This window comes from Streptomyces sp. NPDC088197 (assembly GCF_044741185.1).
In the GTDB taxonomy this organism is placed as follows: domain Bacteria; phylum Actinomycetota; class Actinomycetes; order Streptomycetales; family Streptomycetaceae; genus Actinacidiphila.
In genome coordinates this window covers 119,296-134,502 of the sequence record NZ_JBIUSD010000009.1, presented here as the reverse complement: position 1 = coordinate 134,502, position 15,207 = coordinate 119,296, and the positions used below count along the sequence as shown (strand labels likewise).

Annotated in this window: 12 protein-coding genes; 3 read left to right on the top strand and 9 right to left on the bottom strand. The window is 74.3% G+C overall.

Annotation, left to right across the window (positions count from 1 at the left end; all coding sequences use genetic code 11):
- Positions 1 to 172 precede the first annotated feature (172 nt).
- Entirely contained in the window at positions 173 to 1,099 is a 927-nt protein-coding gene (locus ACIOC1_RS22385) for a M56 family metallopeptidase (RefSeq protein ID WP_355336403.1), read from the bottom strand.
- Positions 1,096 to 1,539, bottom strand: coding sequence for a BlaI/MecI/CopY family transcriptional regulator (locus tag ACIOC1_RS22380; protein ID WP_401856158.1), 444 nt, complete (start codon positions 1,537 to 1,539; stop codon positions 1,096 to 1,098). The genes ACIOC1_RS22385 and ACIOC1_RS22380 overlap by 4 nt, the downstream gene beginning before the upstream one ends.
- 113 nt (positions 1,540 to 1,652) lie before the next feature.
- Between ACIOC1_RS22380 and ACIOC1_RS22375 the strand changes: the two genes are divergently transcribed.
- Complete coding sequence (locus ACIOC1_RS22375) at positions 1,653 to 2,375, top strand: DedA family protein (RefSeq protein WP_355336401.1); 723 nt, start codon at positions 1,653 to 1,655, stop codon at positions 2,373 to 2,375.
- Entirely contained in the window at positions 2,372 to 2,977 is a 606-nt protein-coding gene (locus ACIOC1_RS22370; RefSeq protein WP_355336400.1) for a phosphatase PAP2 family protein, read from the top strand. Before ACIOC1_RS22375 ends, ACIOC1_RS22370 begins: the two co-directional genes overlap by 4 nt.
- A 140-nt stretch (positions 2,978 to 3,117) precedes the next feature.
- On the opposite strand, the gene ACIOC1_RS22365 is transcribed toward ACIOC1_RS22370, so the two are convergent.
- The 5 genes from ACIOC1_RS22365 to ACIOC1_RS22345 form a co-directional block, all read right to left on the bottom strand.
- Entirely contained in the window at positions 3,118 to 3,864 is a 747-nt protein-coding gene (locus ACIOC1_RS22365; protein WP_401856157.1) for a phosphotransferase family protein, read from the bottom strand.
- Between the two features lie 76 nt (positions 3,865 to 3,940).
- Positions 3,941 to 8,860, bottom strand: coding sequence for a DNA repair ATPase (locus ACIOC1_RS22360; RefSeq protein WP_401856156.1), 4,920 nt, complete (start codon positions 8,858 to 8,860; stop codon positions 3,941 to 3,943).
- Between the two features lie 11 nt (positions 8,861 to 8,871).
- Positions 8,872 to 10,995 (bottom strand): SPFH domain-containing protein, encoded by a 2,124-nt coding sequence (locus tag ACIOC1_RS22355; RefSeq protein WP_401309892.1) that lies wholly within the window; start codon positions 10,993 to 10,995, stop codon positions 8,872 to 8,874.
- 221 nt (positions 10,996 to 11,216) lie between these two features.
- On the bottom strand, positions 11,217 to 11,939 hold the full coding sequence (locus ACIOC1_RS22350; RefSeq protein ID WP_355336396.1) for a hypothetical protein: 723 nt from the start codon (positions 11,937 to 11,939) through the stop codon (positions 11,217 to 11,219).
- A 256-nt stretch (positions 11,940 to 12,195) separates the two neighbouring features.
- Positions 12,196 to 12,741 carry a YceI family protein gene (locus ACIOC1_RS22345; protein ID WP_355336395.1) on the bottom strand — a complete coding sequence of 182 codons (546 nt, stop codon included), beginning with the start codon at positions 12,739 to 12,741 and terminating at the stop codon, positions 12,196 to 12,198.
- Positions 12,742 to 12,839: 98 nt separating this feature from the next.
- Here ACIOC1_RS22345 and ACIOC1_RS22340 point away from each other — a divergent pair, with 98 nt between their 5' ends.
- The gene (locus ACIOC1_RS22340) at positions 12,840 to 13,430 is read left to right on the top strand and encodes a MarR family transcriptional regulator (RefSeq protein WP_355336394.1); all 591 of its coding nucleotides are present in this window, start codon (positions 12,840 to 12,842) and stop codon (positions 13,428 to 13,430) included.
- Positions 13,431 to 13,557: 127 nt separating this feature from the next.
- Here ACIOC1_RS22340 and ACIOC1_RS22335 read toward each other — a convergent pair whose 3' ends face one another.
- Together ACIOC1_RS22335 and tatA are read right to left on the bottom strand one after the other, a co-directional pair.
- Positions 13,558 to 14,664: a helix-turn-helix domain-containing protein gene (locus tag ACIOC1_RS22335; RefSeq protein WP_355336393.1), complete on the bottom strand. Its 1,107-nt coding sequence runs from the start codon at positions 14,662 to 14,664 to the stop codon at positions 13,558 to 13,560.
- Positions 14,665 to 14,863: 199 nt separating this feature from the next.
- Positions 14,864 to 15,145, bottom strand: a complete 282-nt coding sequence (gene tatA / locus ACIOC1_RS22330; protein ID WP_355336392.1) for a Sec-independent protein translocase subunit TatA — start codon at positions 15,143 to 15,145, stop codon at positions 14,864 to 14,866.
- Positions 15,146 to 15,207: the final 62 nt, after the last annotated feature.

Genomic DNA, 15,207 nt, shown 5'->3' with positions numbered 1-15,207 from the left:
CACCCGCGATCCCGGTACGGCACCCCGGTCGCGCTCCTCCGGCCGGGGTGCCGTTCGCGTGAACGCGGAAGGCATGGGTCAGCGCGCGCCGGCGCCGCGCGACATCGGCCCCCCTCCCGGGGCCGGGGGCCTCGGGCGACGGGCGACGGGCGACGGGCGACGGGCGACGGGGTCAGCGTTCGCCCTGGGCGACCTCGATGGAGCCGTGGAGGTCGTGGGCGGCCTGGAGGGCGCTGGCGGCGGACAGGGCGAGGCAGGAGGCCAGGACGAGGGCTATGGCGCGGGGGGCGCGGGCGCGGAGGTGGGGGGTGGTCGGGGGGTGGGCCAGGAGGGCGGCGACGCGGCGCGGCACGGGCCCGGTGGCGGCCGGGAGCGCGGCGTGCGGCCGGACGCCGGGCCGGGAGGCCAGGGCGGCGCGCCCGATGGCGCGGGCGGCGAGGCGGCGGTCGCCGACGGCGAGGGCGGCGGACTCGTCGGCCCAGCGTTCGAGGGCGTAGGACAGCGGCCCGCGCAGGCCGCGCAGGGCGGGGTGGCAGGAGGAGGCGAGGGCGAAGGCGGCGAGGAAGAGGTGGTGGCGCCCGGCGAGGTGGGCCCGCTCGTGGGCGAGCAGCGCCTCGCGCTCGGCGGGACCGAGGGCGCGCAGCATGCCGGTGGTGACGACGATCCGGCCGGGCCGTCCGGGCAGCGCGTACGCGTCGGGGCCGGGGTCCTGGAGGACGGTGAGGTCACCGGCCGCCGTACCGGCCGCGACGGCGCGCCTGCGGGCCCGCGCGGCGAGCACGAGGTGGCGGCGCGAGGTGCGGACCAGCGCCGTGACGACGGCGGCCAGCAGCACGGCGGCGACGCACGCGGCGGCCACCGTCACCTGGTCGCCGACCACCGGCAGCACGAAGTGCGCGAAGGCGGCGACCGGCGGGAGCCGCAGGGCGCCCGCCCCGGCGAGCAGCAGCAGCGCGGTGGTGCTGCACGCGGCGAGCGCGACGGCGGACCCGGCGAGCAGCCAGGCCGCGGCGCGCGGCGGCAGCGCGTCCGCCAGCCGCCGCGCGGCGGGCACGGCGAGCAGCGGGAGCAGCAGCGGCGCCCAGACGGCGAGGTTCACGGGCGGCGGCCCTCCGGGGCGGGACCGGCGGGGCCGGAGGCCGGGGACGGCCCGTCGTCCTCCTCCGCCTGGACCAGCAGCTCGCGCAGCAGCCGTTCGTCGTCCGGGTCGAGCTGGGAGACGAAGCGGGCCAGGACCGTACCGCGGTCGTCCTCACCGGACTTGTCCAGCTCGGTGCGCATGCGGCGGGCGGCCAGGCCCGGCGAGTCCTGGACCGGCAGGTAGGCGTAGCCGCGCCCCGAACGGGTGCGGCTGACGGACCCCTTCTCGTAGAGGCGCGCGAGGATCGTGGTGACGGTGGTGCGTGCGAGGGCGGTGCCCAGGTCGCGCTGGACGTCGGCGGGGGTCAGGGCGCGGCCGTCGGCCGCCCACAGCGCGGCCAGCACGCTCGCCTCGAGTTCACCCGAAGGCCGCCGGGCCGACGCGTTGGCCTCCGTCATGGATCGCCCCTTCCGGCTCGTTCGTCTACAGTTCTGTAGACCGACTACACGACTGTAGTCGGGGAGGGTGCCGCGCGGCACCCCAGGACCCATTATGGGAGGGCCCCACCGTCATGCCCCTGCCCGCGCTCGATCAGGCCGTGAACGTCCTGGACGCGACCTCCCTGCTGTCGTCCTTCGGGGCCATCGGCATCGCGGTCATCATGTTCGCCGAAACCGGCCTGCTCATCGGCTTCTTCCTGCCCGGCGACTCGCTGCTCTTCACCGCCGGGCTGCTGTGCGTGCCCGGCGCCTCCGATGTGGTGCATCTCTCGCTGTGGCAGGTGCTGCTCGCCGCCGTGGCCGGGGCGCTGCTGGGGGCGCAGACCGGTTACGTGATCGGACGGCGCGGCGGCCCCGCGCTGCTGAACCGCACGAAGAACGCCAAGCTGCACCAGGGCGCGGCCAGAGCCGCGGAACTCCTCGAACGGTACGGCCACGCCAAGGCCGTCGTCCTGGCCCGCTTCATCCCCATCGTGCGCACGGTGCTCAACCCGCTCGCCGGGACGCTGAACGTGCCGGTCCGCACCTTCACCGTCTGGCAGATCGCGGGCGGCGCCGTCTGGACCGTCGGCCTGGTGCTCGGCGGCTACGGGCTCGGCTCGTCGATCCCGCACGTGGACACGTACCTGCTGCCGATCGTCGCGGTGATCGTGGTCGTCTCGCTGGCGCCGCTGGTCCTGGAGGTACGGCGCAGCCGCCGCGACGGCGCGAAGGCCGCCGACGCGGAGCCCGTACCCGCCGCGTCCGCCCCCGCCGTGACGACCCCCGCCGCCTCTGACCCGGAGCGCCCGTGACCTCGCAATTCGACGCGGGCCTGTACCGCTGGATCACCGACCTCGCGGGGCGCACCCCGCAGCCCGTGGACGACACCGTCCGCTTCTTCAGCGACTACGGGCTCGGCCTCTTCGCCGTCCTGATGCTGATCGTCTGGTGGCGGGCCCGCCCCGCCGGGTCCGCCGCGATGGCGGCGGCGCTGGCCGTGCCGTTCACCGTCGTGGTCGCCTTCCTCGTCAACGACGGGGTCAAGGCGGTCTTCGACGAGCAGCGGCCCTGTCAGACGCTGCACACCGTCACGGTCGAGACGTGTCCGGCGCTCGGCGACTGGTCCTTCCCCAGCAACCACTCCGCCATCGCCGCGGCCGCCGCCGTCGGCCTGCTCTTCGCCGACCGGCGCCTGGGACTGCGTCTCGCCGTCCCCCTCGCCCTCCTCATGGCCGCCTCGCGCGTCTGGATCGGCGTCCACTACCCGCACGACGTCGTCGTCGGCCTCCTCGTCGGCGCCCTCGTCGCCTGGCCCGTCTCCCTCCTGGCCCCCCGCGCCGCCCCCGCCGTCGACCGCCTCCGCGCCACCAGACTCCGCCCCCTGGTCCACGCCCTGCGTCCCGCCGCCGAATAGCCTTCCGGGGTGCGGCCCCGGTCGGTTGACCGCGCCGCGCTGTGGCGCGGCCCGGGGCTCGGGGGTCGGGGCTCGGGGGTCTGCGTACGGGTCTGCGTACGGGTCTGCGTACGGGGCTACATGCGGGTCTGCGTACAGGGCTACATGCGGGATTTCAGGACGTCGACCTCGCAGCCCGGGGCGAACGGGTCGAAGCCGTGTTCGGTCAGCCAGCGGACGCCCAGGAGGGCGCGCAGGGACCACCAGGCGCGCAGGGCGTCGAGGTCGACGTCGGCGCCGTAGCCGGTGAGGAGGTCGCCGAGGCGCTCCTCGTGGCCGAGGGTCAAGGTGGCGAGGTCGAAGAGGGCGTCGCCCCGGCCCGCCTCCGACCAGTCGATGACGCCGGTGACCTCGGCGCCGTCGACGAAGACGTGATCGATCTGGAGGTCGCCGTGCGCGAACACCGGCGTCCACGCCCGGAGCGCGGCCTCGGCGACCCGGCGGTTGCGGGTGACCAGGGCGGCGGGCAGGACGCCGCTGGTCACCAGCGCCTCGCACTCGCCGTCGAGTTCCCCCGCCAACTCGCCGGGGTCGCGGCGGCGCCGGCCTGCCCAGGGCGGCAACGGCGCGTCGTGCAGCCGCCGGACGGCGGCGCCCGCCGCGGCCCACGCCGCCGGGGACGCGGGCGACGGCTCACCGAGGCGGCCGAGCGCCGTGCCCCGGACCGCGGCGAGCGCGAGCACGGGCGGCTCGCGCCACAGGATCTCCGGGGTCGGGACCGGCGCCAGGGCCATCGCCTCGACCTCGACGTCGATACGCGCCTGATCGGCGTCCACCTTCAAGAACACGTCGCCGACGCGCAGGGTCGCGCGCTCGGAGTGGGCGACCACCACATTGACCTCGTCCATGGGCGGCAGTATCCGGGGGGAGGGCCCCGGCGTCACCGGATTTGCCGCGTGGGCCGACGCGGCCGGCCGTGTCCCGCTACCCCGCGGCCGTACCGCCCCCCGCGTAGGCGGACCTGATGGCGGACCACCGGGCCGCCTCGGCGGGGGTGAGCCGGTCGCGGAGGGCGGCGAGGTGGAGGAGGGCGGATTCGGCGCCGGAGGCGAGGGTCTGCGCCTCCGCGCGGTAGTGGTCGTCGATGACGGCCTCCAACTCGGCCTCGTTCATGGCGGGTTGGATACGGGCGGCGAGGCGGGACATCGTGCGGTAGGAGCCCTGGAGGAGGAACGGCGGCTCGGTGCGCGAGGCGTCGGTGCGGGCCGCGGACGCGATATAGGCGGCGTTGACGGCCAGCACGGTGGCGCGGGCGCGCAGCAGATGGCGCAGGACGGCCACGATGTCCTCGCGCTCGGCGGCCGGATAGGGGTGGGCGAGGTCGTCCGCGCGGGCGGTGGGGTCGTCCTCGGCGAGCCGGATGAGGAGTTCGAGGTCGCCGCGCTCGCGCCCGGCCAGCGGCGCGAGCGTCTCGTTGGCGGTGAGCGCGTTCTCCACGTAGCTCAGCGCGAAGAGCGCCTCCCTGCCGGTCAGGACGTCACCGAGGTTCCAGACGTCGGCGCGGTTGGCGAGCATGTCCGGGACGCGGAAGAGGCGGCCGGACTCGGTGTACGGGTTGCCCGCCATGCAGACCGCGAACCGCTTGCCCCGCAGGTCGTACGTGCCCGCCGCGCCCTCGACGCGGCGCTGCGCGTCGCACAGCGCGATGAATTTCTGAAGGAGCTCGGGCGAGGTGTGCTGGATGTCGTCCAGGTACAGCAGGACGTTGGAGCCCAGCTCCAGCGCGAAGTTGATCTTCTCGACCTCGCGGCGCGAGGTGGCGTCGGGGGCGCGCTCGGGGTCGAGCGAGGTGACGCCGGTGCCGAGCGCGGGCCCGTCGATGGTCACCAGGGCGAGGCCGAGCCGGGCGGCCACGTACTGCACGAGCGAGGTCTTGCCGTAGCCGGGCGGCGACATCAGCATCAACAGGCCGCCGGACGGGCCGAATTGGCGGGCGAGGTTGTCGCCGATGAGCGGCAGCGACACCTCGTCGAGCAGCCGGTTGCGGACGAAGCCGGTCAACGGCCGCGGGCGGTAGGCGTCCAGGTCGAGGCGGTCGCGCTCGGCGGCCACCACGGAGGTGCGGTGCCGCTGGTAGGTGCGGTAGGCGGGGACGTCCTCGGCCCTGAACCGCCGTACGCGGGTGAGGGTTTCGTCCAGGCGTACGGCCATCCGCCGGGCGGTGATCCGGGGGTGGGTGCCCAGCAGCCCGGTCACGGTGGTGCCGACGGCGGCCTCGGAGGCGTAGACCGCGAGGTCGGGACCGCAGACGAACGCGGCGGCGGCCTCGGCGAGTTCACCGTCCGCGGTAGAGATGGAAGAGACGGAAGAGGCCGAAGAGGCCGAGGAGCTCGTGGCATGCGCGCCGAGCCAGCCCGTCACGAGCTGCCAGCGCGCGCCCAGGTCGTCGCCGAGCGCCCCGAGGTCGTCGAGGAACTCCTTGTACGGCACGCCCTGCGCGCCGCCGAGCGCGGAGACGAACCGCTCCCGCAGCGCCCGCGCCTCGGCGCCGCCGACGAAACCGGTCCGGTCGGCGGCCAGTTCGGCCACCAGGTAGTCGCCGACGGGCGTCCCCTCCCCCACCGCGCCGATCCGCCCGAGTCCGGCACGGGCGGCGAAGTCCCGTACGGAGGAGTCGAGTTCGGCGGCCAGCTCGGTCAGCGCGGGCACGGCGGCGGCGGAGTCCCCGAAGGCGGACGCGGCCCTGCTCAGCGAGCGGGCCCTGGTGGTCCAGGCCGGCCGGGCGGCCGGGGCGGCGCCATGGGTCCAGAAGAGCTGGGCCAGGGCGCGGTCGGCCGCGGGGTGGCGGAGCAGGCCCGCGGCCGTGTCCAGCTCGTGCAGCGCGGTCAGCAGCAGCGTCGCGTCGTGGTCGTGGACACCGCGCTCGTAACCCTCGTCGAGCCGGGCCGCGGCGGCCTCCTTGACCAGCGCGGGGATGTCGGTCAGAGCGCCGGGGGCGTCGAGCAGCAGGGTCGCGGCGAGGTATTCGGCGCGGTAGAGGTCGGGCGACTCCGAGACGACCGGGCGGTCCCAGAAGCGGCGGGTGGCCGCGAAGGCGGGGTCGGCGACCGGCACGAGGTAGTCGGTGCCCGAGATGGTGAAGGCGAGGCCGTCCGCGTGCGGGACGAGGGCGAGTTCCAGTGGCTGGGTGTTGACGGCGAAGCGGTGGCGGCCGAGCCGGATCACCGTGCCGTCGGCGTCGTAGAGGTCGAGCCGGTCGCGCAGCGAGCGGCCCGCGTCCTGCCGGGCCGCGGCCAGTGCCGCCTCGGCCTCCGCGGCCCGCGCCGGGTCGCCGAGGTCCCGCAACTGCGCGGCGATCCGCCGGTGCTGGGCGGCCATCGGGTCGGACGCGAAGTAGGTGTTGACGTCGTCAAGGCTGGGCAGCGCGGCGGCGCGGCGGCGCACCCCGGCCAGGACGCGCTCGGCGGAGGCCGCCAACCGCTGGGCCCGCTGGGCGCGTTCGTCGGCGAGCGCCTGCTTGCGGGCGGCGAAGGTCTGGTGGATCTCCTCGCGGCGCTCGTCCAGGGCCGCCAGCCGGGTGTCGTCGGCGGCGAAGCGCGTGGTCAGGTTCTCGATCCTGACCAGCAGCCGGCCGAGCTGTTCCTCGCAGCTCTCCGGGGTGTCGGCGGCGGCCAGCGCCCCGCTGACGCTCTGCGCCAACAGCGCGCTCTCGGCGGCGAATTCGCCCTCGGACTCGGCGGCGGCCAGCTCCCTGCGGCGGCCGTCGAGCACGGCCCGCGCCTGGTTGACGGCGCCGAGCACGTCGGCGACGGCGGCCAGGATGCGGGTGCGGACGGTCGCGTCGTCGATCTCCAGGGTGCCGACGATCTCGGTGACGGTGGCGAGCCCGGTGGCCTGCTCGTCCAGGACGGCGGCGACCTCGGCCGCGTCCGCCGCGGCCGCGATGGCCTCGGCGTCGGCGGCGGTCGCGGCGACCCGGTCGCGGTAGCCGTCGAAGGCGTGCTCGTCGGCGAAGTACCCCGCCGCGCGGCGCGCGGCGTCCGCCAGGTCCTTGGCCAGGCTCGCGGTGAGCGCGTCCAGGCGCTCGGCGTCGACGTAGCGCATCTCGCGCAGGGACATCAAGTGGCCCTGTGCGCGCCGCAGTTCGGTGAGCCGTTCGACCCACTCGTCCGCGGACTTCACGGCCTCGCCGCGCGCCTGCCGGACGAGGACGGCGATACGGGCGGCGCTCTCGTCGACGGCGGTCGCGGCGCGCGCGGTCAGGTCGCGTACCCGCGCGTACTCGGCGAGCACCTGCCGTCCGGTGTCGCGGACCTGGGCCAGCGGCGCGACCAGGTCGCCGGAGGCCGCGTCCGCCGAAGCGGCGTCCTCCTCGATGTCGCCGAGCCAGTGGTAGCGGTCGAGCACCCGCTCGCACTCGCCGACCAGCGCCTCGTAGCCGGGCAGCGCGGGCGCGGCCTCCAGGGCCAGGGCGGTACGGGCCACCGACAGCGTGTCCGCGACGGCCCGCACCAGGTCCGGGTTGCCGATCCGCTCCAGCGGGCCGCCGCCGACCGGCTGCGCGGCGGCGTAGGCGTCGGACAGGAACGGCGTCTCCCAGCGCTGCACCATGTGCACCCGGGCCGCCTCGCCGCCGTCGGCCGGGCGCAGCGTCAGCAGCGTGCCGTCCTCGTAGAGCGCGGCGCCCTGGACGTGCAGCGGCGCCGCGGCCTCCTTGCGGATGAGGTTGTACGGCAGCAGCAGGCGGCGGCCGTCGGCGGCGAGGAAGACGTACAGCACGTCCTCGCCGTTCGCGGACCGCACGATCCGCTCGAACTCCAGCTCCTCCGGGCCGGTTTCGTACGCGCGGGTGCCGCCGGTGGCGAGCGCGTAGCCGCCGGGGAAGACCACGCCCTGGTCGTCGGGGAGCCGCAGGCACGCCTGGCCGAGGGCGTCGAGCCGTTCGATCTCGCCGGTCCTGGTGTTGACCGCGAAGTGCCGGTCGGCGTTCTCGCGGTACGGCCGGACACGCAGCAGCACCAGCGGGCCGACGGTGGCGTAGGCGACGTCGGCGTCCGCGAGGGCCTGGAGCGCGTCCTCGACGGGCTCCTCGTACGACGCCTCGTCGGCGCCGATGGCGAGCGTGCCGCCGGAGGTGGCGACGGTGACGGTGCCGCCGTCGGCCGCGGTCAGCGCGAGGTGCGGGTCGCGCCCCGCCACCTGGTCCTCGCGGGTGACGGCCGCCCAGGTGACGGTGTAGACGCCGCCGTCGGAGTCGGCCCACTCCTCGCGCGCGGTCCCCTCGTACGCGCAGCTCCCGTCGGGCGCGACCCGCCAGCCGACCACGCGGACGTCGCCGACGCCGGGCCCGGTGCTGAAGACCGCGAGCAGCCGCCCCTCGGCGACGCGCAGCCGCAGCAGCCGCGTCTGCCGGTAGTAGCGGTACAGCTCGCCGAACTCCCGTACGAACACGGGGTCGTCGAGCAGCCCGGCGGGGCCCGCGTCGGCCCCGCCCTCGCCGCCCGCACTGCCCTGCCCGCCCCCACCGGCCTCGCCGACCGACGCCGCCGGGAGCGCCTGGAAGACGTCGCCGACCGAGGTGACCTCCGGGGGGTTCGAGGCGAAGAGCAGATACGGGCCGACGGCGGCCACGTCCGCCGCCTGCGCGGGGTGGGCGGTGCGCAGCCGCTCGGTGCCGTCCAGGCGCAGCTCGGTGGTGCCGAACACCTCCTGGCGACGGGAGTTGAGCGCCCCCGCCCGGTCCGCGAGCAGCCGCGCGGACGCGGTGAGCCGTGCGCGCAGCACCTCGTACGCGTCCCCGTCCAGCCCGCCCGCGGCTGACCCGCCCGCCGGGCGCGGCCCCCCTGAGGCCCCGCCCGGCGAACCCTCGGGTGCCGTGCCCCGCGACTCCTGCGCCCCGCTCACGCCCGGCCCCCTCACTTCTTGACGAGACCGTTGGCCGAGGAGGCCGCGGGCTGGGCGTCGGGCGCGGCACCGCGCAGAGCGCTCAGCGGCGCGTCGGCCAGGCCCAACGACCGTGCCTGGTCGAGGAGTTTGTTCAGCGAACCCGCCTGGGGACCGCCCTCGGCGATCAGGCGGCCGAGCACCGCGGAGACGGTGAGGTTGGCGACGTCACCGGACCCGAGCGAGGACAGCACGCGCGTGGCGTCCTCGGTGAAGCTGTTGCCCGAACCGTCGAGCCAGGTGCCCGCGAGCGTCTTGACGGTGTCGGAGTTCGCCACGAAGTTGTCGACGCTGCGCCCGGCCGAGACCGCGCCGAGCAGCTTGTCGAAGAAGACGCTGTCGCCGCCGACGATCTGGATGTCGGCGTGCTCCAGGCCGGTGGCCAGCACCGTCGCCTGCGCCTCCGCGATGGAGCGCTGCGTGTCGAGCCCGGCCATCCGGATGTCCTTCTCCGCGGCGAGCCGCAGCCGGTACTCCTCGTGGCCGCGCGAGGCGTCGTCGAGCGCCGCCATCGCGGCGGCCTTCTCCGTCAGGCCCTCGGCCTCCGCCTTCAGCTTCTCGCCGATCATCGCCGCGTCGGCCTTCGCCTGCGCGGTCGTGCCCTCGGCGTTGGCCAGCGCCAGCAGCCGCGAGCCCTCCGCCTCCGCCTTGAGCCGGGCCTCGGTGGCCTCGGCCTCGGCGTGACCGACCTTGGTGATCGCCTCCGCGCTGCGCTCGCGCACCTCGACGTCGGCGAGCCCGGCCGCCGCGGCCTCCGCCCGGATGCCCTCGGCCAGCCGGATCTTGGCGGCGGCGTCCAGCTCGGCGGCCTGCTTGCGGGCCTCGGCCATGGTCAGCGACTCGCGTGCCTTGTGGTGCGCGGCCTGCTCGGACGCCTCCGCCGCCTTGATGTCCTTGACGAGCTGCTCCTGTGCCTGCGCCTCCGCGGTGATGATGAGCGCCTGCCGCTCGCGCTCGGCCTCCTGCACCAGCCGCAGCGCCTTGATCGACTCCTCCTGCTCGGCCACCGTGCGGTCGACCGCGATCCGCTCCCGGATGACGTCGGCGACCTCGCGGCGCTCGGACTCGACCTCCTTCTCCTTGGAGATCCGGGACAGCTCCGTCTCCCGCTCGCGGGCGATGACTTCGAGGACGCGGTCCTTCTCGATCCGCTCGTTCTCCACGGCGATGACCCGCTCGCGGTTCTTCTGCGCGACCGCTATCTCGCGCTGCTGGTTCTCGCGCTGGACGCCGAGCACTTCCTCGGTGCGGATGAACGCGCCCTGCGCGCCCAGGCGTTCCTCCTCCTGCACGCGGGCGGTCGCCGCCTCTTCCTTGGCGCGCAGCGTCTCGACCTCGCGGCGCTGCTTGATCTCGGCCTCGGCCTGACGGCGTTCGAGCTCCAGGATGGTCTCGCGCGCGTCGACGTTCTGCCGGGTGATCTCCTTCTGCTCGGTGCGCTGGAACTCGTTGGTGCGCACGTGCTCGATCGCCGTCAGCTCGGTGATCTTCCGGATGCCCTGCGCGTCCAGGATGTTGGCCGGGTCGAGCTGCGTCATCGGGGTCTGCTCGAGGAAGTCGATCGCGCAGTCTTCCAGGTGGTAACCGTTGAGGTCGGTGCCGATGACCTGGATGATCCGGTCGCGGAAGTTCTCGCGGTGGGTGTAGAGGTCGACGAAGTCGAGCTGCTTGCCGACGGTCTTCAGCGCCTCGGAGAACTTCGCGTTGAACAGCGTCTGCAACGTCCCCTGGTGGCTGGCCCGTTCGGTGCCGATCGCCTGCGCGACCTTGATCACGTCCTCCTTCGTCTTGTTGACGCGGACGAAGAAGGTCAGGTGGATGTCGGCGCGGATGTTGTCCTGGCAGATCAGGCCCTCGCGGCCGGTCCGCTGGATCTCGATGGTCTTCACCGAGATGTCCATCTGCTCGGACTTGTGCAGGACGGGCAGCACGACGGCGCCGGTGAAGGTGACGTCGACATGCTTCGCCTTGGAGATGATCAACGCCTGGCCCTGGGCGACTTTTCGGAACAGCCGGCTCACGGTGAACAGCGTTCCGAGGGCGATGAGCAGAAGCACTCCGAAGAGCACGCCGATTCCGATGGCGGTGGCATCCATGGCAGATCCTCAGGTTCTACGGGTCTGGTGGTGCGGGGACGATGTGCCGCCGTACGGCGGGTTGGTGCCGCGCGGCGAGGCGGACCGGCCGGAGTGGTCCGGCCGGCGGGGACGTTCAGCGGGGACGTTCAGCGGGGGTGCGGACGGGCGGGCGCGGCGAGGCGTCGCGGCCCCGAGGCGGTGAAGCCTTCGGGCCTCGCGGCCTTCAGGGGTTGAACCGCTCAGACCGTCGCGGGGCCGATGCGTTCGTAAGGGTCGAACGGCGCGACCCAGAAGAACTCGCCGTCGGGCTCGTACGCGTAGATCAGCGCGGTGCTGCCCGCCGCGTACCTGTCCTCGCCGCTCTGCCGGACCTGGACCACCGCGGTGGAGCCGTCCGGCGAGGTGACCTCGGCCTGGCCGAAGGCGCCGGTGACGCGTCCGGTGCGGATCACGCAGGGCTGCCCGACGAAGTCCTCGCGTGAGGGCGGGCGTTCGTGCGGGAAGAGCCGTCGCAGCGGGCGGACCAGCACCCAGGTCAGCGACCAGGAGCCGATCACGGCGCCGCACAGGACGGCGAAGGACAGCAGCGTGCGCACCAGGCCCGGCGGGCCGGCGCCGTCGAGCGCCGCGGAGCCGGCCAGGCTCAGGAACCAGGCGAGCGCGGTGAGCAGCGAGAAGACGACGGTGACGGGCACGCCGTCCAGTCCCGTGGCGGCCAGCAGGCCGCCGAGTCCGCCGTGGCCCTCGTGGCCGCCGTCCGGGGCGTCGTGCGCGTGCGCGTCGAGCCCGCCGTGACCGCCGTGTCCGGCGCCCCCGAAGTCGGCGTCGGGGCCGTGGTGTCCGGGTCCGTTGGCATCGGCCCCCCCGAGGAGCACAACGAGCCAGAAGCAGACCACGACCACCAGGGCCCCGCCGAACAGGACGGTCGGAAAGCCGAGAACGATGCTGGTGAACTCCCCCATCCCCAACACCTCCCCCCTGTGCGGCTCTCCCCCGCCCCGCGATGATTGTCGCAGTCCGGGAACCTTTGTCGCATTGCCGGTTCCCGGCAGTCTTCACCGCGTCTACACGTCCTGAACCGACCGCAACCGAAACGGCTCCGGCCGCCGTCCGCGCGGAGTGACCCGTACGGAGGGCGGCCGGAGCCGTGGAATACGCCGCGCGAAGGCGCGAGAACGCGTGATCTGCCGTGCCGTGGCAGGGCGGGGCGCGGGGGCCTCAGCCCTGGGCGGCCTCGATCTCCAGCGCGATGCGGATCTTGTCGCTGACGGCCGCGCCGGCGGCGCCGCCGGTCACGCCGAAGTCGCTGCGGCTGATCTCGGTGGCGGCCGAGAAACCGGCGATGGCGTGGCCCTGGGGGGCCGTGCCGAAGCCGTTCAGTTCGAGCTGGAGGGTGACGGTCTTGGTGACGCCGTGCAGCGTCAGGTCGCCGTCGACCTCGAACAGCTCGGAGGTCTTGGGGCGGATCGCGGTGGAGGTGAAGGTCAGCTCCGGGAACTTCTCCACGTCCAGGAAGTCCGCGCTGCGGACGTGGTTGTCGCGCATCTCGTTGTTGGTGCTCACCGAGGTGGTCTTGATCACCGCGGAGACCTTCGAGTCCACCGGGTTCTCGGCGGTCTCGATGGTGCCCTCGAAGCTGTCGAAGCTGCCGCGGACCTTGGAGACACCGAGGTGACGGACGTAGAAGGAGACATCGGAGTGGACCGCGTCGATCGTCCACTTGCCGGCGACGTAGCCGTCGATCACTTCGGTCTGGGAGGACATGTGGGGCTCCTTGAGCGGTGAACCGGGGTATTTGGTTGAGCGCTCACCCACCATAACGCCATGGTGTTGAGAGTTCAACCACCCGTATGCTGGTGGGCATGGACGATGTGCGCTGGCTGAGCGACGACGAGCAGGAGATCTGGCGTGCGTATATGACCGCGAGCGTGGAGTTCTCGGCGTATATCGACCGCCAGCTCCGCCGCGAGTCCGGCATGCCCATGGCCTACTACGAGATTCTGGTGCGGCTCTCGGAGGCGTCCGGGCGCAGCCTGCGGATGAGCGAGCTGGCGGAAGCCTCGCAGTCCTCGCGCAGCCGCCTCTCGCACGCGGTGTCCGCGCTGGAGAAACAGGGCTGGGTGGTACGCAGCCCCGCCGACTGCGACCGGCGCGGCTGGGTGGCGACGCTCACCGACGCCGGGTTCGCCGCGCTGGAAGCGGCGGCCCCCGGGCATGTGACGGCCGTCCGCGAGCACCTTTTCGACGTCCTGACCCCCGAGCAGCTGGCCACGCTGCGCGACGCGGGCCGGGCGATCAGCGCCGGGCTCAAGACGGAGTGCGAGGAGGCCCGCTCGGAGGAGGACCGGAGCTGCCCGACGCAGGAGGCGGAAGCCGCCGAAGTGGCCGCCGCCCGCGCCGCCGGAGCGGCCGCGATACCCACCGGCGCGACACCGCCCCCGCCGGCCGCGTAGCCCCGGCCGCCGCGTCGGCACACCAGCCACGTCAGCGCACCCGCCGAACCGTGCCGCCCGCCGCGTGGGCAGCCCTCGCTCGCGCGTGCGCGTCCACGTCAGCGCACCCGCCGCGTCGGCGCGCGGCTCACAGCGGTTTGGTCGGCCAGTCCAGCAGCCTCGCGCCCATCGCGGCCGTCTCCAGGGTGTAGCGCTGCAAGGCGTCGTCCGGGTCGAAGCCGGTCACGGCGGCGATACGTTCCAGCCGGTACGACAGCGCGCGCACGCTCAGGTCGAGCCGCCGGGCGGCCTCGGCGTTCACGTACCCGGCGGCGGCGTACGCGGTGATCGTCTCCAGCAGCGGCAGCGCCCCGCCGCGCGCCTCCTCCAGCGGGCCGAGCACCGTCTTGACCAGGTCGAGCATCGCCGCGCGGTCGCGCATGAGCACAGGGAAGACCAGCAGGTCGGCCGCGTTGAGCACGGTCGCCTCCAGGCCGAGCCGGTCGGCGAGGTCCAGGGCGCTGAGCGCTTCCTCGTACGAGCGGACCACGCCGGAGGCGCCGCTGTGCGAGCGGCCGACGGCGGTCCTGGGCGCGGCGACGGTCTTCACGAAGGCGTCGAGCACCTGGCGCTGCGTGCCGGGCACGACGCAGACCATCCGGCCGTCCTTGGGCGCGACCAGCGCGTCGTGGTCGCCGAAGCGGCCCGCCAGTTCGCGCTCGACCCGGCTCAGCGCGGGGTGCGTCTCGTCGTACGGCCCGTCCTCGGGCGCCGCGGCGACGGCCACGACGTGCTGGCCCGCGAGCCGCAGTCCGAAGCCCTCGGCCTGTTCCGCGAGGCGGCCGGGGTCGCTGCGGCCGTAGAGCAGGTCGTCGACGAAGGCGCGGCGGGCGAGGGCCGCGCGGCGTACCGAGTGCCGCTGCGCCCGGCTGTGGCCCTCGGCGAGGGCGGCGACACCGGTCTCCAGGGCGGCCAGTACGGCGGCGCCGACCTGCCGCAGCTCGGCGGTGCTCCTGGCGTCGGCCACGCCGGGCAGTACCGGCCAGGTCTCGCGGACGGCCGTGAGGTGGGTGCCGATCAGCGACGGCAGGGCTATGCCGGAGTCCGCCGCCTGCTCGCCCAGCGCACGGCGGCTCTCGCGCTCGGCGCGGCTGAGCGGGCGGCAACTGCGGGAGACCTCGGCGAGCGTTTCGGGAAAACCGGTCAGAAACTCCGGCGGTACGGCTTCCGCGGCGCTGCCCGTACCCGTGGTCACCCCTGGCCCCCCGTCACTCCACCGGATCCGGCCTTCCGGTTCCTGGACATCAGGAACGTATCAAGGCTGCCGGATCCCGGAAACGGGGGGCGGGGGCAGGCCGCGTCCCAGCGGCGTCCGGCGGGGGGCCGACGGGCGCTTCCCGGTGATTCGGCCGGATACCCGGCGGACGCGGCGGTGAACGCCGCGCGCGGGGCGGCTACTTGGCCGTGGTCGTCGGCTGCGGAGTCGGGGTCGTCTCGCTCGCGGTCACGACGTCGCTCGGGGTGATGGCCTCGGGCGCCGGGGTGGCGGTGGCGGTCGGCTCGGGGCTCGCGGGCCCCGTGTCGTCGCTCTTCATCGCCTTCGCCTCGGACTTGAGGATGCGCATCGACTTACCGAGTCCGCGGGCCGCCTCCGGCAGCTTCTTGGAACCGAACAGCACGATGACGACGATCGCCACCACGATCAGGTGCCACGGCTCCAGCCCGTTTCGCAACATGGAGATCCTCGCTTCTTTCAGGGGGCCAACTGTGCCGAATACTTCAGCTTCGACTGTCGCAT